Source organism: Methylobacterium hispanicum (assembly GCF_022179285.1).
In the GTDB taxonomy this organism is placed as follows: Bacteria; Pseudomonadota; Alphaproteobacteria; order Rhizobiales; family Beijerinckiaceae; genus Methylobacterium; species Methylobacterium hispanicum.
Window position 1 is genome coordinate 1 of sequence record NZ_BPQO01000019.1, and the last position, 17,537, is coordinate 17,537.

Here is a 17,537-nt window from a genome sequence, read left to right on the forward strand (position 1 = left end):
CGCCTTCTCCTCGGGGGCCTTGTCGATCTGGTCGTAGGCCGTGAAGGTCGCGCCGCCGCTCTCGGCCAGAACCTTCGTGATCGCCGCCGTCAGCGAGGTCTTGCCGTGGTCCACGTGGCCGATCGTGCCGATGTTGCAGTGCGGCTTGGTACGGCTGAACTTTTCCTTGCCCATAGCTTCCTGAATCCTACCGATTAAGGGCCGCGGCGCCCGGAGCGCCGGTTCTGGCGACCGTCGCGCGCGCCGGTCGTCGCCGCCCGCGCGAGCCTGGGGCCGGGCGAAAAGCGCGGATCGCTTAGAGGGAAGCCGTCCTTTGATCAAGGGCCACCAACCGGATGCCGCCCAGTCCGGTACCCGCGCGGTGCCGGACGGCGGCGGCACGGAACCGGCAAGCCAAGCCAAGCCAGGCCAAGCCGTGGTCGCCGCAGGACCAAGCGGAGCAGTTTTCGAGTAGTGTGGCGCCGCGGGCATAGTGAAGCTTCGGCGTCCGCTTTACCTCTGTTGTCAGCGAACATCGAACGATCAGGCCGCCACCCCATGATGAAGAAGCTCCTCCTCGCGAGCGCCGCCTCGGCCCTCGTCGCGGGCGCCGCCAGCGCCGCCGACCTGCCGCGCCGCGCCGAGCCGCCGCCGGTCTTCACGCCGGTCCCGGTCTTCACCTGGACGGGCTTCTACGCCGGCACCCACACCTCGTACGGCATCACCGAGAACGGCAACATCCGCACGCTGGGCAACAACGGCCCCGGTGCCGGCCCGCTGCTCGCGCCGAACCTCACCAACACCGTCGCCAACGTCGCCGGCGGCCGCCGCCCGGCCTCCTTCAGCACCGAGACCGACAAGATCGGCAAGATCGGCGGCGGCATCGGCTACAACTATCAGTTCACGCCGGGCTCGGGCCTCGTCGTCGGCGTCGAGGCCTCGTGGACCTGGACCGACCTCACCCGCGGCCGCTCCTTCGTCAGCGGCCTGAACGACGTGAGCACCTACCGCCAGAGCCTCGACTGGCTCGGCACCGTCACGGGCCGCGTCGGCTACGCCTTCGACCGGTTCCTCGTGTACGGGACCGGCGGCTTCGCCTACGGCAACGTGTTCTACGACGCGCAATTCCGCTCGAACAACGCGGCCGCCGGCTTCCCGCTGGCCTATGCGGGCCGCTACGACGACCTCGAGACCGGCTACGTCTACGGCGGCGGCGTCGAGTGGGCCATCCCGACCGACTCGTTCCTGAACTTCTTCAGCGTCGGCCGCTATCTCGGGCTCAAGGCCGACGTGACCCTGAAGGCCGAGTACCTGCGTTACGACCTCGGCAGCCGCAACGTGCTGGTCAGCAGCATCAACCCGGCCACCGGCGGCCAGTTCGTGCCGACCGCCAACGGTTCCTACACCTCGCGCTTCAACACCGAGGGTCAGCTGATCCGCGCCGGCTTCAACTACAAGTTCGGCAGCTACTGATCGACCCGGGCGGGACACCGCCCGCCGGGACGGATCATCGAGGGCGGGTGCCGGCGACGGCGCCCGCCCTTCGCATTTCAGGCCCTCGGCTGACGGACCGGTTCGTCGCCCTATCTCGCGGCGACGCCGCCGCGGGCGGCGCGATCCGGAGCCACGACCTGCCGATGACCGAGCGCCTGCGTCTCTACACCTCGCCGTCCGCCTTCCCGAACCCGCAGCGCGTGCGGCTCTTCATCCACGAGAAGGGCATCGCCGATCGCGTCGAGGAGGTGGTCTACGACATGGCGCCGGGCGGCCAGCAGCGGCAATGGCCGCATCTGAAGATGAACCCCTGGGGCGAGACCCCAACCCTGCTGCTCGCGGACGGGAGCTACCTCTCCGAGACCACCGGCATCGTGCGCTATCTCGACGCCGCCTTCGAGGGTCGCCGGATCACCGGCGCCGACGCCCGGGAGCAGGGGCTCGACGCGATGTGGGACAGCCGCATCTGGGTGCACATCCTCTACCGGATCACCACGATGTTCCACGTGCTGCACCAGGGACTCGGCCCGAAGCTCGAACTGACGCACAATCCGCAATGGGGCGAGCACTGCCGCAAGGAGGCGCTGGCCCACGCCGCGCTGGTCGATCGGCATCTCGCGGACGGGCGATCCTGGCTGCTCGGCGGAGCGGCGCCGACGCTGGCCGACATCACGCTCTGCACGGCGATTGCCTTCGGGAAATTCCCGGTCAACGCGACGCCGCTGGACGAGCGCTTCGAGCACCTCGACGCGTTCTGGAAGCGCTGGATGGCGCGCGACAGCTTCCGCAGCGCCTACGCGGACGGCGGCAGCGGCCTCGACGAGTTGGCCTCACTCAAGCGGTAAGGGGTGCCGGATTCGGCCGGGGGCGGGGCATCTTCTCGCGCATGGCCACGGGGCGAGGTCCCGGGGCCGAAGCCTCACGCGCCGACCGCGATGCGGTCGGGGCGGCGCTGGGGAGCCGGACGCGCGGTCTCGGGTGTGGCAGGGCGCAGCAGGTCGCCGAGGGACACGAACCCGTCGGCGTCCCCCTGCCCGGACCGGATGCCGAACCCCAGCGCGAAGGAACGGCCCAGGCCGGCGTCGCGCTCCAGGCCGAAGGCCTGCAGGGCAGCCAGGAAGGCTTCACGAAACAGGCTCGGACGGCACCAGCGCTTCTCGGCCATCTGCAAGGGCCAATCCCACAGCCCCTCCTCGCGACGCGCGGCGATGACCGAGCGTCCGATGAAGTAGCCGCTGGCGTGCTCCAGCCCGTCCTCGGACAGCGACCAGTCGTCGTTCCGGAAGGTCACGGCCGCGCCGGCATCGTTCATGGCTGGTCCCCTGCTCGCGTCCTTGCCGTGTTCCGCGGCCGGCAGGTTTTCAGGCCCGCGTATCGGCTGGAACATTCAAGGAACACTGGCCCGGAACGACACAGGGGTCAAGCCTTTGTTCTCATTGTGTTCGCGTTGGGCGGGGACGGCGCTGCCGCGGCGCTCACCGCCCCTTGCGGAACAGGGGGTGGTCGACCCGGTCGCCCGGGCGGATGCCGAGGCGCGCCGCGGTCCCGGCGTTGAGTTCGAGCACCGCCAGCACCGGCTCGCCCGAGAGGATCGTGGCGGTCGAGAGCGGCTCGGTGTCGGCGGCGACGCGGGCCACCGTGCCGTCGGCCCGGATGAACAGCATGTCGAGCGGCAGGTAGGTGTTCTTCATCCACATCGCGACCGGCTCGACCCGCTCGAAGTCGAACAGCATGCCGTGGTTCGGCGCCATGCTGCGCCGGAACATCAGGCCGCGGGCCCGCTCGGCGTCGTTGCGCATCACCTCGACGTCGAAACGCTGCGGGCCGCCCCGGGTCGCGATGGCCAAGGGCTCGGTGCGGGCCGCCTCCTGGGCGTGTGCGGAGACGGGAAGGGCCACGGGAACCGCCGCGGCGAGCGGCAGGGCGAGGGACGCGAGCGCCCGGAGGATGCGCAGCACGGGGACGGGACCTTCAGTGGGAGGCGGGAAGCGTGCCGTCCAACAACCGCACTTCGGCCGCCATGGCTCCCTTCGAGCCGTCGCCGAAGCGCACCAGCACCGTCTCGCCGGGCTTCAGCTCCGCGATGCCGTAGCGCCGGAGCGTCTCCATGTGCACGAAGATGTCCGGCGTGCCGTCCCCGCGCGAGAGGAAGCCGAAGCCGCGCAGGCGGTTGAACCACTTCACCACCGCCCGCTCCAGCCCGCTCGTCGGCACCACGGTGACGTGCGTGCGGGGCATCGGCAGCTCGGACGGGTGCAGCGCGCTCGACGCGTCGAGCGAGACGACCCGGAAGGCCTGCCAGCCGCGGGGGCGCTCCACAGCCTCGACGACGATGCGGGCCCCCTCGTTGGCCGTCTGGTGGCCGTCGCGGCGCAGGCAGGTGACGTGCAGCAGCACGTCCGGCGAGCCGTCGTCCGGCACGATGAAGCCGAAGCCCTTGGCGACGTCGAACCACTTGATGCGGCCGGAGACCTCGACGAGGTCGAGGGGCTGTTCGGGTGCCTCGCGCCGGGTCGCGTCCGCGATGTCGCCCACGGGCCTGGGGTCCCCCGACCCAAATCCGATCTCGTCAGACATCACGCGCTACCCACACCGAATCGCACATCGCGGTTCGCCCACAAGATTAACGAAGTCCTAGTGGCGCGGAAGCCCATTTGGCGGTCGGGTTGCCCGCCCGGGATGCAATCTTGGCCGTGTCGGCAGGCCTGCAACATCCGGCTTCGCGCCGCGCCGGCCCGGCGCAGGCCGATGCGACGGCGCGGGAATTTTCGGTCGGTGCGCCGCCGCGTCGCGGGTCGGACGGTCCCGGCCGGGGCGGGATCACGTTTCTGCGAGAGCCCGTCCGGCCGTCGCGGGGTGCGAAACCGGGCGCCGTGTTGCTATGGCCCCGCCATGCAGACGCCCCCGCCCGACCCCAGCCCCGATCCCGACCTGCGGGCAGCGCCCGACCTGCGGGCAGCGCCCGACCTGCGGGCAGCGCCCGACCTGCGGGCAGCGCCCGACCTGCGGGCAGCGCCCGACCTACGGGCAGCGCCCGACCGCCAGCGCCCGCGCGGACGCCTCGCGGTCATCGATGTCGCCCGCGGCGGCGCCCTCGCGGCGATGGCCGCCTACCACGCGACCTGGGACCTCGGGCACCTCCGGCTCACGCCGGAGAACCTGGCGCTGAGCCCCGGGGGCCGCGTCGCCGCCCACCTCATCGCGGGCGGTTTCCTGCTGCTCGTGGGCGTCGGCATGGTGCTGATGAACGGCGGCGGCATCCGCCCGCGTCCGACTCTGCTGCGGGCCGCCCGGATCGGCCTCGCGGCGCTGGCGATCACGCTGGCGACGTGGCTCGCCTTCCCGGACAGCTTCATCTTCTTCGGCGTCCTGCACTGCATCGCCGTATCGAGCCTGCTCGGGCTGCCGTTCCTGTTCGCGCCCGCCTGGGTGACGGCGCTCGCGGCGTCTCTGGTCGTGGCCGCGCCCCACCTCGTGCGGGCCGAGGTTCTCGACGCGCCGGCCCTGTTCTTCCTCGGCCTCGGGCAGGCGAGCCCGCGCACCAACGACTACGTGCCGCTCTTCCCCTGGTTCGGGATCGTGCTGGCGGGGATCGTGCTGGGGCGCCTCGGCCTGCCGCGCCTCGCCGCCTCGGGGCTCGGCGCGTGGCGACCCGCGGGGCGGATCGGGCGCTGGGCGGCCTTCGCCGGGCGCCACAGCCTCGCGGTCTACCTCGTGCACCAGCCGCTGCTGCTCGGTGCCCTGACCGGGGTGGCGATGCTCACGGGTCCGCATCCGCGGGCGGGCGAGCGGGCGTTCCGCCTCGACTACGCGCAGACCTGCACCCGCACCGGCGGCGAGCCCGGAGCCTGTCGGATCGCGGCCCGCTGCACCGGGAAGGCGCTCCGGCGCGAGGGGCTGTGGCAGGCGCAGGGGCGGCCGTTCACCGGCGAGGAGCGCCTGCGCGCGCAGACGCTGTCGCAGGCCTGCTACGAGGCCGCGGAGGGCACGCGGGGCGCGCCCTGAAGGGGCCCCGCGCCCTGGGCGCGCGCGGGGACCAGGGATCAGTCCTTGGCGCGCTCGACGTAGGAGCCGTCGGCGGTCATCACCACCACGCGGGTGCCGGCGGCGATGTGGGGCGGCACGGTGGTGCGCACGCCGTTCGAGAGCGTGGCCGGCTTGTAGGAGGAGGAGGCGGTCTGGCCCTTGAGCACCGGCTCGGTCTCGGCGACCTCGAGGGTCACGCGCTGGGGCAGCTCGATGGTCAACGGCGTCGCGTTGTGGATCGAGAGCATCACGGCCATGCCCTCCTGCAGGTAGGGGGCGGCGTCGCCGACCACGTCCTCGGGCACCGCGACCTGCTCGTAGTTCTCGGGGTTCATGAAGTGGAACCCCTCGCCGTCCTGGTACAGGAAGGTGTGCTCGCGGTCCTCCACGAAGGCGCGCTCGACCTGCTCGGTGGTGCGGTAGCGCTCCGAGACCTTCACGCCGTCGGTGATGCGGCGCATGTCGAGCTGCGTCACCGGCGTGCCCTTGCCGGGGTGGATGTTCTCGGCGAAGAGGATGACGTAGAGCTTGCCGTCCTTCTCGACGACGTTGCCCTTGCGGAGCGTTGAGGCGATCACCTTCACGGGATTGGTCCTAGATTTGACAAGGCGGGACGCGCGCGCCAAGCGCGGGGCGCGTTCGCCCGCCGGGGCCACGGCTGGCCCCGGCACTATCCTATCCGCAGCCGGCTTGCCAGCCGCCGCATCGCCAGCCGCCGGGCCCGAACCGTGCCGACAGCCCCCGACTCCCCCTGGTGGGCGCCCGCGCGCCACGCCGACCGCCGCCCGGCGCTCCTCCTGCGCAACCGGATCACGGAAGCGGTGCGGGCGCACTTCGCCGCCCGCGACTTCGTGGAGGTGGAGACCGCCTGCCTGCAGGTCTCGCCGGGCAACGAGGCCCATCTCTCGGCCTTCGCCACGCAGGCGATCGGCGCCGACGGGTCCCGCGCCACCCTCTACCTGCACACCTCGCCGGAATTCGCCTGCAAGAAGCTGCTGGCGGCGGGCGAGCCGCGCCCGTTCAGCCTCGCCCGCGTGTTCCGCAACCGCGAGCGGGGCCCGCTGCACCATCCCGAGTTCACGATGCTCGAGTGGTACCGGGCGGGCGAACCCTACACCGCGCTGATGGACGACTGCGCCGACCTGCTGCGGCTCGCCGCGCAGACCGCCGGAACGAGCCGCTTCGCCTGGCGCGGTCGCGACTGCGATCCCTTCGCCGAGCCGGAGCGGCTGAGCCTCGCCGAGGCCTTCGACCGGTATGCCGGCATCGACCTGCTGGCCACCGTCTCGGCCGGCGGCGAGACCGACCGCGACGGCCTCGCCGTCGCGGTGGCGCGAGCCGGCCTGCGGGTGGCAGAGGACGATTCCTGGGCGGATCTGTTCAGCCGCGTCCTCGTGGCGCGGGTCGAGCCCGAACTCGGTCTGGGTCGCCCGACCATCCTGTGCGCGTACCCGGTCAGCGAGGCGGCGCTCGCCCGCCCGTGCCCGGCCGACCCGCGGGTCGCCGAGCGTTTCGAGCTCTACTGTTGCGGCGTCGAGCTGGCGAACGCCTTCGGCGAACTGACGGATCCGGCCGAGCAGCGCCGCCGCTTCGCGGCCGAGATGGCGGTCAAGCAGGCCGTCTACGGCGAGACCTACCCGATCGACGAGGACTTCCTGGCCGCGCTCGCCGCGATGCCGGAGGCGTCCGGCGCCGCGCTCGGCTTCGACCGGCTGGTGATGCTGGCGGTCGGCGCCCGGCGGATCGAGGACGTCCTCTGGACCCCGGTCGCCGGATGAGCCGGCCGCTGCGCAGCCTCGACGACCTCGCCGCCGCGGGCCTCGTCGCGGCCGAGGACCTGCCCGGCCTTGCGGCGGTCGCCGCGCGCTACGCCGTCTCGCTCACCCCCGACGCGGCCGAGCTGATCGACCGCGCCGATCCGGCCGACCCGATCGCCCGCCAGTTCGTGCCGGCGCCTGAGGAGGCGGTGACCGCCCCGGAGGAGCGCGCCGACCCGATCGGCGACGGCGCCCACGCCCCCGTGCCCGGCATCGTCCACCGCTACCCGGACCGGGTGCTGCTCAAGCCGCTCCACGTCTGCCCGGTCTACTGCCGCTTCTGCTTCCGGCGCGAGATGGTGGGGCCGGACGGTCTGGGGACACTGAGCGAGGCGGAGCTCGAACGCGCGCTCGCCTACATCGCGGCGAACCCGGCGATCTGGGAGGTGGTGCTGACGGGGGGCGACCCCTTCGCGCTCTCGCCCCGCCGGCTCGGCGACATCGCCGGGCGGCTCGGGACGATCGCGCATGTGCGGGTGATGCGCGTCCACACCCGCGTGCCGGTGGTGAGCCCCGCCACGGTCACGGACGACCTCGTCCGGGGCCTGAAGCGGTTCGGGCGGGCGGTGTTCGTGGCGCTGCACGCCAATCACGCCCGCGAGTTCACCGAGAGCGCCCGCGCGGCCGTGGCGCGGCTGGTCGATGCCGGGATCCCGGTGGTGAGCCAGTCGGTGCTGCTGCGGGGCGTCAACGACGACCCGGCGAGCCTGGAGGCGCTGATGCGCGCCTTCGTGGAGAACCGGGTGAAGCCCTACTACCTGCACCACGGCGACCTCGCCCCCGGCACCGGCCACCTGCGCACGGAGATCGCCGAGGGGCAGGCGCTGATGCGGCACCTGCGCGGCCGCCTCTCGGGCCTCGCCCAGCCGACCTACGTGCTCGACATCCCCGGAGGCCACGGCAAGGTCCCGGTCGGGCCGGGCTACCTGCGGGAGGGGCCGGAGGGCATGCGGGTGACGGATCCGGACGGGCGGGAGCATCCGTACCCGCCGGAGGGCTGAGGCTGCCTCTCGACGCGCCGTCATCCCCGAGCGGGGCTCGGGTCCTCTCTCCCCGCGCGCGTCTCCCCGCACGGCGGGGAGAGGGGATCCGCACGCATCGGACGCTCGACCGGAGATCGGACGTGGTGTGGTAAGCTGCCCTATCCCGTGCGCTCGCGGCAGGCCCCGCACTCGCCCTCCACCTCGACGATCCGGCTCGCGGGCTTGAAGCCCGCCCGGTCGAGGGCGCGGCCGAGGCCCGCCTCGATCTCCGGCGCGGTGGTCTCGCCGATGCCCCCGCAGGTGCGGCAGATCAGGAAGACCAAACCCTCCCCTGCCCCGTGCTCGTGCGCGCAGGAGACGAAGGCGTTGCGGCTCGCGATGCGGTGGACGAGGCCGAGCTCCGTCAGGAAGTCGAGCGCCCGGTAGACCGAGACCGCGGCGACGCGCCGGCCCGGCACGCTGAGGCGCTCGGCGATGTCGTAGGCGCCGAGCGGCCCCTGCGCCGCCGCCACCGTCTCCAGCACGTCCCGGCGCAGGCGCGTGAACTGCAGGTCCCGGTCGCGGCAGAGCGCCTCGGCGCGCGCGACGACGTCGAGGCCGTGCGCATGGTGGTGATGGCCGGCACCGTGCTCGTGCCCGTGCATGACGATCCCCGGGATAGCGCGGCCGCGCGCGGGGTGCCCCGCGAGGGCCCGCCGAGGACCCGCATTGAACGCGCCGTATGTTACAGTGTATCAGCCTATATAGGCGGCCCCCCACTGTGCGGCAAACCGCGCGCGGTCGCACGCCCCGCCGCGGCCGGAAGGCGGTTCGGAGGCGGCTTTCCCACACATGACGGCACCCGTGTCTCCCATCCCCACGCCCCTCCGCCACGCCTCGCTGTTCCGCAGCGGCCTGGGCGTCCGCCTCGCCCTCGCGGCGGGCCTCGTCCTGCCGCTCTGGCTCGCCATCCTGTGGGCGACCGCGTGAACGCGCCGCTCCAAGTCCTGCCGGGCGCCATCCGCCTCGCCGGCCTCACCCTCGGCTACGACCGGCACCCGGCCGTGCACCATCTCGACGGCACGATTCCCGCGGGTGACATGCTGGCGGTGGTGGGGCCGAACGGGGCCGGCAAGTCGACGCTCCTGAAGGGGCTCGTCGGCGAGATCCCCTGCCTCGACGGCGCGATCCTGCGCGGCGTGCCGCGCGAGGCGCTGGCCTACCTGCCGCAGGCCGACGAGATCGACCGCAGCTTCCCGCTGAGCGTGCTCGACCTCGCCAGCATGGGTCTGTGGCGGCGGGCGGGCGCGTGGCGCAGCCTCGGGCGCAGCCGCGGCGCGGTGCTCGACGCGCTGGGCTCCGTCGGCCTGTCGGGCTTCGAGGAGCGCGCCATCGGCACCCTGTCGGGCGGGCAGTTCCAGCGCGTGCTCTTCGCCCGGCTGATCCTGCAGGACGCCGCCGTGATCCTGCTCGACGAGCCCTTCACGGGCATCGACGCCCGCACGGTGGACGACCTCGTCGGGCTGATCGGACGCTGGCACGCGCAGGGGCGCACGGTGGTGGCGGCGCTGCACGATTTCGCGCAGGTGCGCGCGCACTTCCCCCGCACCCTGCTCATCGCCCGCGAGCCCGTGGCCTGGGGGCCGACCGCCGCCGTGCTGACCCCCCAGAACCTCGCCCGCGCCGCCCGCCTCTCCGAGGCCTGGGACGAGGCGGCGGGGGTGTGCGCGCGCGGCCACGACCACGCTCCGGCGCATCCGGACCCCGCGCAGGCGCACGGCCACGAGCGCGCCCACGCCCACACCCACGCGCACGGCCACGCGCACGGCCACGAGCACGGCCACGAACAGGCCGGCCACGGGCACGGGAGCGCGGCGTGAGCGACCTTCTCGCCCCCTTCCTCGAGTTCGGCTTCATGCGCCGGGCGCTGGTCGGCTGCCTCGCGCTCTCGCTCTCGGCGCCCCCGCTCGGCGTGTTCCTGATGCTGCGGCGCATGAGCCTGATGAGCGAGGCGATGAGCCACGCGATCCTGCCCGGGGCGGCGGTGGGCTTCCTCGTGGCCGGCCTGTCGCTGCCCGCGATGACGCTGGGCGGCCTCGCGGCGGGCCTGGCGGTGGCGCTGCTCGCGGGGTTCGTCACCCGCTCGACGGTGCTGCGCGAGGATGCGAGTCTGGCCGCCTTCTACCTGATCTCGCTGGCGGCCGGCGTCCTCCTCGTGTCGCTGCGCGGCTCGCAGATCGACCTCCTGCACATCCTGTTCGGCACGGTGCTGGCGCTCGACGACCCGGCCCTGTGGCTGCTCGGCGGGATCAGCTCGCTCACGCTCTTCGCGCTGGCCCTGCTCTACCGGCCGCTGGTGATGGAGTGCGTCGATCCGCTCTTCCTGCGCACAGTCAGCCGGGCGGGCGGGCCGGCGCACTACGCCTTCCTGGGGCTGGTGGTGGTGAACCTCGTGGCCGGCTTCCAGGCGCTCGGCACCCTGCTCGCCGTCGGGCTGATGCTGCTGCCGGCCATCGCCGCGCGGTTCTGGGCGCGGGGCCTGAGCGGCCTGATCCCGGTCTCGATGCTGGTGGGCGCCCTGTCGAGCGTGATCGGGCTCGCCCTCTCCTACCGCTTCGACCTGCCGAGCGGCCCGGCCATCGTGCTGGCGGCGGGCGCGCTCTACGCGGTCTCGCTGGTGGCCGGCCCGCGCGGCGGCCTCGCCTGGCGCCTCGTGCGGGCGCGGCATCTCGAGGCCTGATCTCCACGGCGTTTCGAAGCGCGGGCGAACTTTCGGGCCTCTCGGATCATATGATTCCGTCGAGGAGAGCGGGATGGCGCGGTCGAGGCTCTACAAGGTCACCCGGGGCACGCTGCGGCTGCTGTCGCGCCCGGTGCGGCGGGCACAAGGGCGGGGCGGCATCGTGCTGGAGCCCTATCGCGGCTACGGCTCCCGGGAGGAGATCTTCCTGATCGGCCGGGTCTTCCGGCAGTCGCGTCCGAACCCGGACGCCGACCGCGACTCGCTCGCCGACCTCTGGCGCGACGTCGCCCGCCGCATCGCCCGGCGCGCGGTCAAGGGCGCGCCCGTCACCGCCCGCTTCGGCGGCACCGAGCAGCGCGTCGCCACCGACCGCGACGGCTATTTCCGCGTGCACCTGAGCCCGCGCGCGATGCCCGACTGCGACGGGCCCTGGCACGTGGTCGATCTGACGCTCGAGGCCGACCCGCCGGTCGAGGCGCGGGGAGAGATCTACGTGCCCCCGCCGCGTGCGCGCTTCGCGGTGATCAGCGACATCGACGACACGGTGATGCACACGGGCGTCGCCAACAAGCTGGTGATGCTCTGGCGCCTCTTCGTGGAGGATGCCGAGAGCCGCGTCGCCTTCCCGGGGGTCGCCACGCTCTACCGGGCGCTCCACGACGGGCGGGCGGGCGAGCGCAACCCGATGCTCTACGTCTCGCGCGCGCCCTGGGGCCTCTACGAGGTGCTGAGCGCGTTCTTCGCCCGCCACGCGATTCCCGCCGGGCCGGTGCTGTTCCTGCGCGAGTGGGGCCTGTCCTGGACGCACCCGCTGCCGCGCCGGGCCGAGGACCACAAGCGCATCCTCATCGGCAACATGCTGGCGCTCTACCGCGACCTGCCCTTCGTGCTGATCGGCGACAGCGGCCAGCACGACCCGGAGGTCTACGCGCAGGTGGTGGCCGAGCATCCGGGCCGGGTGCGGGCGATCTACATCCGCAACATCTCGGCGGATGCCGACCGCATCGCCGAGATCGAGGCGATCGCCGCCGCCGTGACGGCGGCCGGCGCGAGCTTCGTGCTCGCCGCCGACAGCGTGGCGATGGCCGAGCACGCCGCCGGCCTCGGGCTGATCGCGCCGGACGCGGTGGCGTCCGTGCAGGCGGAGCGCGCGGCCGCCCCGCCCGAGCCCGCGACCGGCCCGCTTCCGGGCATGCTGCGCCCCTCCGAGCCCCCGCCCACGGTGGTGATCGAGCCCGAAGGCGGCCGACGCCTGTAGGGTCCGGTTGCCCCTCCGGCCCCCCTCCCGCAGAGGCGGGGAGGGCGTGCGGCGCGGATCAGGCCGCCTCGGCGCGCCCCGCGCGGGCGGCCTCGAGCGCCCGCACCCGCGGGATCACCTGCGCGCCGAAATACTCCACCTCTTCCTGGAAGTGCAGGAAGGCGAGCAGGGCGAGATCGACGCCGACATCCTTCAGCGCCACGATGCGTTCGGCGATCTGGTCCGGCGTGCCGACGAGGTTCGTCTTGAAGCCGTCGTTGTACTGGACGAGATCCTCGAAGCTCGACTTGGCCCAGTTGCCCTCGCCCTCGGGCGAGGCCCGGCCGGCGTTCCTGACCTCGTGGCCGAAGGCCCTCACGGCCTCCGGGTCGGCTTGGTCGATGATCTCCTGCAGCACGGCGCGGGCCTCCTCCTCCGTGTCCCGCGCGATCACGAAGGCGTTGACGCCGACCTTGACCGCGTGCCCGTTCGCGCGGGCCTTGGCCTGGAGGTCCGCCACCTGCGCCCCGATGGTCTCCGGCGTGCCGCCGTTGGTGAAGTACCAGTCCGAGACGCGCGCGGCCATGTCGCGCGCGGCGCGCGAGGAGCCGCCCTGGAAGATCTCGGGCAGGCCGGACGTGGGCTTCGGCTTCAGCGTGTAGTCGGTGTAGCGGTAGAAGTCGCCGCGGAAGCTGAAGGCGTCCTGCGTCCAGATCCCCCGCAAGCTCCGGATGAACTCCTCGGAGCGGCGGTAGCGCTCGTCGTGGTCGAGCCAGGGCTCGCCGATCGCCCGGAACTCGCCCGAGAACCAGCCCGAGACGATGTTGACGGCGATGCGCCCGCCCGTCAGCTCGGCGATCGTCGCGACCTGCTTGGCCGCCAGCGTCGGGTGCCAGGGGCCGGGCAGGAGCGCGGCGATCACCTTGAGGCGGGAGGTCGCGGCGAGCAGCGCGTGGCTGAAGGCCACCGATTCGTGCTGGTACTCGGCGCCGTAGCCCGCCGTGAAGCGGATCTGCGTCAGCGCGTAGTCGAAGCCCGCCGCCTCGGCGATCTGGGCGAGGCGGCGATTGTACTCCGCGTCCCAGTTCGTGCGCTGGGGGATCCTGCTGATCACCAACCCGCCCGAGACATTCGGGACCCAGTAGGCGAAGCGGATCGGCTCGGACCCGCTCGTGCCGATGGCCATGGCGATTCTCCTTCGGTCCCGTGCCGGCGATCTCCGCCCGTCGCCGGTGCGGGAGGCCGTCCGTTGCTGTCTCGATCGAACGAGGCCAAGTATTCAGGCCGTCCGGTCCCGCGTCAAAAGCAGGGATATGCTTTCTTTCGGCCCGTCGCGCGATATCGTTCCCCGTTCTCCGCCCGGGACGGCACGTTCCTCCCCGGCGCCCCGGACCCGTGCGTCGCCAGCCGATCCGCCGCGCGCCGTCGGCGCCGGATGCAAGAGGCCGTTCCGTAAAACGAACGCAACACGCCCTATCGGTTCGGGGTCGGGCGGCTATCGGGCGAGAAAACTGATGATATGCGGCGATTTTCTCCCTCGATCGTCCGATGGAACACGATCATCTCCGCGGCCGCGTTCATTTATAAGAACGTTTCATTGACCGGCGCGCGTCCGTCCCGCAGCCTTTCGGCCATCGGAACAGGGCGGGCGGAGCACCCCCTCCCCGCCCCCCGCGGATAGCCACCGGACGGATGAGACGCATGACACGACCCAGACTCGTCGGCTTCAGCGCCAACCTGCAGCGGCCCTCCAAGACCCGCGCCCTCGTCGAGGCGGTCGTCGAGGAGGCCGCGGCGCGCGTGCCGCTCGACGTGCGGCTCTACGATCTGGTCGATGCCGGCAGCGGGCTCGGCGCGGCCTGGAGCCGGGACGCGCTCTCCCTGCCGGCCCGGCGGGTGATCGAGGCGATCGAGGAGGCCGACGCGCTCGTCGTCGGCTCGCCGGTCTACAAGGGCAGCTACACGGGCCTGTTCAAGCACCTGTTCGACCTGATCCCGCCTGCCGCGCTCGCCAACAAGCCGGTGGCGCTCGTGGCGACCGGCGGCGGCGCCCGCCACGCCCTCGTGGTCGAGCACAGCTTCCGGCCGCTCTTCGGCTTCTTCAACGCCCTGCAGGTGCCGACCACCGTCTACGGCTCGGATCCCGATTTCACCGACTACCGGCTCACCGACGAGGCCGTGCGGGCGCGCGCGTCCCAGGCCGGAGCCGAGATCGCGGCGCTCGCCACCCGCGGCACGCTGCCGGGCCTGCGCCAGGAGCCGGTCGCCCGCGCGGCCGCCGCGCGCTGACTGGACCCGCCCGACCGAGGCCCACCCACCCTGTCGCCGCCGCGGCGGCGCGTTCCAAGACGGCGGAGTGCCCGATGGCATCGACCCTCCTCGACGATCTCGGCCGCCGCGCCGCGCCCTGGCTGCTGCCGGTGCTGGCGCTGGCGGGCTGGCAGGCCGCGGTCTCGGCCGGCCTCGTCTCCAATCGCTTCATGCCCGCGCCCCTCGACGTGGCGCGCGCCGGCCTCGCGGCGGCGAGCACGGGTGAACTCTGGACCAATCTCGGGGTGAGCGCGCTGCGCGCCATCGCGGGCTTCGCCATCGGCGGCGGCATCGGCTTCGCGCTCGGCCTCGCCAACGGCCTGTCGCGTCTCTCCGAGCGGCTCACCGACACCAGCGTGCAGATGGTGCGCAACGTGCCCCACCTCTCGCTGATCCCGCTGGTGATCCTGTGGTTCGGCATCGGCGAGGAGGCCAAGCTCTTCCTCGTGGCGCTCGGCGTCTTCTTCCCGATCTACGCCAACACGCTGCACGGCATCCGCTCGGTCGATCCCGGCCTCGTCGAGATGGGCCGCGTCTACGGCATGTCGCGGGCCGAACTCTTCCGCCGCGTCGTGCTGCCGGGCGCCCTGCCCTCGATCTTCGTCGGCCTGCGCTACGGGCTCGGCATCATGTGGCTGACGCTCATCGTCGCCGAGACGATCTCGGCCTCCTCGGGGCTCGGCTACATGGCCATGCAGGCGCGCGAGTTCATGCTCGTGGACGTCGTGGTGCTGGCGATCCTGATCTACGCACTGCTCGGCAAGCTCGCCGACGCCCTGACGCGCCGGCTGGAGCGCGCCACCCTCGCCTGGAACCCCGCCTACAGGACCGCCTGATGCTGCTCGACGCCATCCGACCCGACGCCGACGGTGCGGACCGCGCCCGGGAGGCGGTGCCCGCCCGGCCGGACTCAGAGACCGCCCGCAGCCAAGCCGCGCCACGGAGGGGCCCCGCCCGCGGCGTCGCCGTGACGGTGCGCGACCTGCGCAAGGCCTTCGACGGCCACACCGTGATCGACGGCCTCGACCTGCACATCCCGGCCGGCCAGTTCACGGCGGTGGTCGGCCGCTCGGGCTGCGGCAAGAGCACCCTGCTGCGCCTGATCCTCGGCCTGGAGACGCCGACCGGCGGCCGCATCCAGCTGGAGGAACCGGCGGGCGTCGCCCGCCGCAACGTTCCGCCGAAGCGCATCATGTTCCAGGAGCCGCGCCTGCTCCCCTGGGCGCGGGTGGTCGACAACGTCGCGGTCGGGCTCACCGGCCTCGGCTCGCGGCGGGAGCGGCGGGAGCGGGCGCTCGCCGCGCTCGCCGAGGTCGGGCTCGCCGACAAGGCCGGGCAGTGGCCGGCCACGCTCTCGGGCGGCCAGCGCCAGCGCGTGGCGCTCGCCCGGGCGCTGGTGAGCGGGCCGGGCCTGCTCGCCCTCGACGAGCCGCTGGGCGCCCTCGACGCGCTGACCCGCATCGGCATGCAGGGGCTGATCGAGCGGATCTGGCAGCAGCAGGGCTTCACCGCGCTCCTCGTCACCCACGACGTCGCCGAGGCGGTGGCGCTCGCCGACCGCATCCTCGTGGTGGACGAGGGCCGCATCGCCCTCGACGTGCGGGTCGACGTGCCCCGGCCGCGCCGCCGCGGCGACCCTGACCTCGCGGCGCTCGAGGGCCGCATCCTCGAGAACCTGCTGGGCGAGAGCCCGGCCGCCTGAAGTCCGGAGTGATTCCATGACCCAATCGACCGACGGGCGCGCCGACGTCCTCTGGTTCCTGCCCACCCACGGCGACGGGCGCTATCTCGGCTCCGAGGAGGGCGCGCGCGCCGTCACGCTCGACTACCTCCGGCAGATCGCGCAAGGCGCGGACGATCTCGGCTATTACGGCGTGCTGCTGCCGACCGGCCGCTCCTGCGAGGATTCGTGGATCGTCGCCTCGGCGCTGGCGCCGCTGACGAAGCGCCTGCGCTACCTCGTGGCGGTGCGGCCCGGCCTGATGGAGCCCTCGGCCGCCGCCCGCATGGCCTCCACCCTCGACCGGATCTCGGACGGGCGCCTGCTCATCAACGTGGTGACGGGCGGCGATCCCGTGGAACTCCGCGGCGACGGCGTCTTCCTCGACCACGACCAACGCTACGCCGTCACCGACGAGTTCCTGGCGATCTGGCGCGGCCTGATGCGCGGCGACACGGTGAGCTTCGAGGGCCGCCACCTGCGCGCCGAGAACGGCCGGCTGATCTACCCGCCCGTGCAGTCCCCCTACCCGCCGCTCTACTTCGGCGGCTCCTCGCCCGCCGGAATCGAGGTCGCGGCCGAGCACTGCGACGTCTACCTCACCTGGGGCGAGCCGCCGGCGGGCGTGGCCGAGAAGATCGCGGCGGCCCGGGCGGCGGCCGAGCGGCGGGGCAAGACCTTCTCGTACGGCATCCGCCTGCACGTCATCGTGCGCGAGACGGAAGGCGAGGCCTGGGCGGCGGCCGAGGGCCTGATCTCGCGGCTCGACGACGCCACCATCGCGCGGGCGCAGGAGACCCTGAAACGCCAGGACTCGGTCGGCCAGAACCGCATGATGGCGCTGCACGGGGGATCCCGCGACCGGCTCGTGGTGTCGCCGAACCTCTGGGCCGGCGTCGGGCTGGTGCGGGGTGGTGCGGGCACGGCGCTCGTCGGCTCGGCCGACCAGGTCGCCGACCGGATGAAGGAATACATCGACCTCGGCATCGACCGCTTCATCCTCTCCGGCTACCCGCATCTGGAGGAGGCCTACCGCTTCGCCGAGCTGGTCTTCCCGAAGCTGCCGCTGCGGGCGACCACCGGGCCGGCGACGCGCGACCGTGGGCCTGTCGGCGAGGTCATGGCCAACGACATCGTGCCGCTGCGCCGCGTGAGCGCGCACTGAGGGGCGCGAAGCTCTCCCTCCCCCCCCTCTGCGGAGAGGGAAAGGCTGCGTCGCGCCCTTTCATCCGACTCCACCCGTCCAACC

At 72.9% G+C, this 17,537-nt stretch carries 20 protein-coding genes; 13 read left to right on the top strand and 7 right to left on the bottom strand.

Annotation, left to right across the window (positions count from 1 at the left end):
* Window positions 1-174: GTP-binding protein (locus MFF56_RS20025; protein WP_238230710.1), on the bottom strand; the 174-nt coding region annotated here is incomplete at its 3' end.
* Window positions 175-537: 363 nt separating this feature from the next.
* Between MFF56_RS20025 and MFF56_RS20030 the strand changes: the two genes are divergently transcribed.
* Together MFF56_RS20030 and MFF56_RS20035 are read left to right on the top strand one after the other, a co-directional pair.
* Window positions 538-1,452 (top strand): outer membrane protein, encoded by a 915-nt coding sequence (locus MFF56_RS20030; RefSeq protein ID WP_066928049.1) that lies wholly within the window; start codon window positions 538-540, stop codon window positions 1,450-1,452.
* 164 nt (window positions 1,453-1,616) lie between these two features.
* Complete coding sequence (locus tag MFF56_RS20035; protein ID WP_066928061.1) at window positions 1,617-2,318, top strand: glutathione S-transferase family protein; 702 nt, start codon at window positions 1,617-1,619, stop codon at window positions 2,316-2,318.
* Between the two features lie 74 nt (window positions 2,319-2,392).
* On the opposite strand, the gene MFF56_RS20040 is transcribed toward MFF56_RS20035, so the two are convergent.
* The 3 genes from MFF56_RS20040 to MFF56_RS20050 all read right to left on the bottom strand — a co-directional run bounded on the left by MFF56_RS20040 (window position 2,393) and on the right by MFF56_RS20050 (window position 4,050).
* Window positions 2,393-2,785 carry a hypothetical protein gene (locus tag MFF56_RS20040; protein ID WP_066928052.1) on the bottom strand — a complete coding sequence of 131 codons (393 nt, stop codon included), beginning with the start codon at window positions 2,783-2,785 and terminating at the stop codon, window positions 2,393-2,395.
* A gap of 163 nt (window positions 2,786-2,948) precedes the next feature.
* The gene (locus MFF56_RS20045; protein WP_066928063.1) at window positions 2,949-3,428 is read right to left on the bottom strand and encodes a DUF192 domain-containing protein; all 480 of its coding nucleotides are present in this window, start codon (window positions 3,426-3,428) and stop codon (window positions 2,949-2,951) included.
* Window positions 3,429-3,444: 16 nt separating this feature from the next.
* On the bottom strand, window positions 3,445-4,050 hold the full coding sequence (locus MFF56_RS20050; RefSeq protein WP_066928054.1) for a cold-shock protein: 606 nt from the start codon (window positions 4,048-4,050) through the stop codon (window positions 3,445-3,447).
* A 315-nt stretch (window positions 4,051-4,365) separates the two neighbouring features.
* Here MFF56_RS20050 and MFF56_RS20055 point away from each other — a divergent pair, with 315 nt between their 5' ends.
* The gene (locus tag MFF56_RS20055; protein ID WP_238230662.1) at window positions 4,366-5,478 is read left to right on the top strand and encodes an acetyltransferase domain-containing protein; all 1,113 of its coding nucleotides are present in this window, start codon (window positions 4,366-4,368) and stop codon (window positions 5,476-5,478) included.
* 38 nt (window positions 5,479-5,516) lie between these two features.
* Here MFF56_RS20055 and efp read toward each other — a convergent pair whose 3' ends face one another.
* A complete protein-coding gene (gene efp / locus MFF56_RS20060) occupies window positions 5,517-6,083 on the bottom strand; it encodes an elongation factor P (protein WP_066928056.1) in 567 nt (188 codons plus the stop codon).
* Window positions 6,084-6,227: 144 nt separating this feature from the next.
* On the opposite strand from efp, the gene epmA reads away from it, so the two are divergent.
* On the top strand, window positions 6,228-7,277 hold the full coding sequence (epmA, locus tag MFF56_RS20065; protein WP_066928058.1) for an EF-P lysine aminoacylase EpmA: 1,050 nt from the start codon (window positions 6,228-6,230) through the stop codon (window positions 7,275-7,277).
* A complete protein-coding gene (locus MFF56_RS20070) occupies window positions 7,274-8,317 on the top strand; it encodes a lysine-2,3-aminomutase-like protein (protein ID WP_238230663.1) in 1,044 nt (347 codons plus the stop codon). Before epmA ends, MFF56_RS20070 begins: the two co-directional genes overlap by 4 nt.
* A gap of 140 nt (window positions 8,318-8,457) precedes the next feature.
* Here MFF56_RS20070 and MFF56_RS20075 read toward each other — a convergent pair whose 3' ends face one another.
* Window positions 8,458-8,943 carry a Fur family transcriptional regulator gene (locus tag MFF56_RS20075; protein ID WP_066920636.1) on the bottom strand — a complete coding sequence of 162 codons (486 nt, stop codon included), beginning with the start codon at window positions 8,941-8,943 and terminating at the stop codon, window positions 8,458-8,460.
* Window positions 8,944-9,130: 187 nt separating this feature from the next.
* On the opposite strand from MFF56_RS20075, the gene MFF56_RS20080 reads away from it, so the two are divergent.
* From MFF56_RS20080 to MFF56_RS20095, 4 genes are all read left to right on the top strand, one after another.
* Window positions 9,131-9,268 carry a hypothetical protein gene (locus tag MFF56_RS20080; protein ID WP_238230665.1) on the top strand — a complete coding sequence of 46 codons (138 nt, stop codon included), beginning with the start codon at window positions 9,131-9,133 and terminating at the stop codon, window positions 9,266-9,268.
* Window positions 9,265-10,158 (top strand): metal ABC transporter ATP-binding protein, encoded by an 894-nt coding sequence (locus MFF56_RS20085; RefSeq protein WP_238230668.1) that lies wholly within the window; start codon window positions 9,265-9,267, stop codon window positions 10,156-10,158. The genes MFF56_RS20080 and MFF56_RS20085 overlap by 4 nt, the downstream gene beginning before the upstream one ends.
* A gap of 35 nt (window positions 10,159-10,193) precedes the next feature.
* Complete coding sequence (locus MFF56_RS20090) at window positions 10,194-11,018, top strand: metal ABC transporter permease (protein ID WP_082773180.1); 825 nt, start codon at window positions 10,194-10,196, stop codon at window positions 11,016-11,018.
* Between the two features lie 73 nt (window positions 11,019-11,091).
* Window positions 11,092-12,279, top strand: a complete 1,188-nt coding sequence (locus MFF56_RS20095) for an App1 family protein phosphatidate phosphatase (RefSeq protein WP_238230669.1) — start codon at window positions 11,092-11,094, stop codon at window positions 12,277-12,279.
* 58 nt (window positions 12,280-12,337) lie between these two features.
* Here MFF56_RS20095 and sfnG read toward each other — a convergent pair whose 3' ends face one another.
* Window positions 12,338-13,444 carry a dimethylsulfone monooxygenase SfnG gene (gene sfnG / locus MFF56_RS20100; RefSeq protein ID WP_197430665.1) on the bottom strand — a complete coding sequence of 369 codons (1,107 nt, stop codon included), beginning with the start codon at window positions 13,442-13,444 and terminating at the stop codon, window positions 12,338-12,340.
* A 515-nt stretch (window positions 13,445-13,959) separates the two neighbouring features.
* Here sfnG and msuE point away from each other — a divergent pair.
* From msuE to ssuD, 4 genes are all read left to right on the top strand, one after another.
* Entirely contained in the window at window positions 13,960-14,547 is a 588-nt protein-coding gene (msuE, locus tag MFF56_RS20105) for an FMN reductase (protein ID WP_238230671.1), read from the top strand.
* A 74-nt stretch (window positions 14,548-14,621) separates the two neighbouring features.
* The gene (gene ssuC / locus MFF56_RS20110) at window positions 14,622-15,404 is read left to right on the top strand and encodes an aliphatic sulfonate ABC transporter permease SsuC (RefSeq protein WP_238230673.1); all 783 of its coding nucleotides are present in this window, start codon (window positions 14,622-14,624) and stop codon (window positions 15,402-15,404) included.
* Window positions 15,404-16,270, top strand: coding sequence for an ATP-binding cassette domain-containing protein (locus MFF56_RS20115; RefSeq protein WP_238230675.1), 867 nt, complete (start codon window positions 15,404-15,406; stop codon window positions 16,268-16,270). The genes ssuC and MFF56_RS20115 overlap by 1 nt, the downstream gene beginning before the upstream one ends.
* A 16-nt stretch (window positions 16,271-16,286) precedes the next feature.
* Entirely contained in the window at window positions 16,287-17,453 is a 1,167-nt protein-coding gene (gene ssuD, locus MFF56_RS20120; RefSeq protein ID WP_238230677.1) for an FMNH2-dependent alkanesulfonate monooxygenase, read from the top strand.
* The last annotated feature ends 84 nt before the right edge of the window (window positions 17,454-17,537 follow it).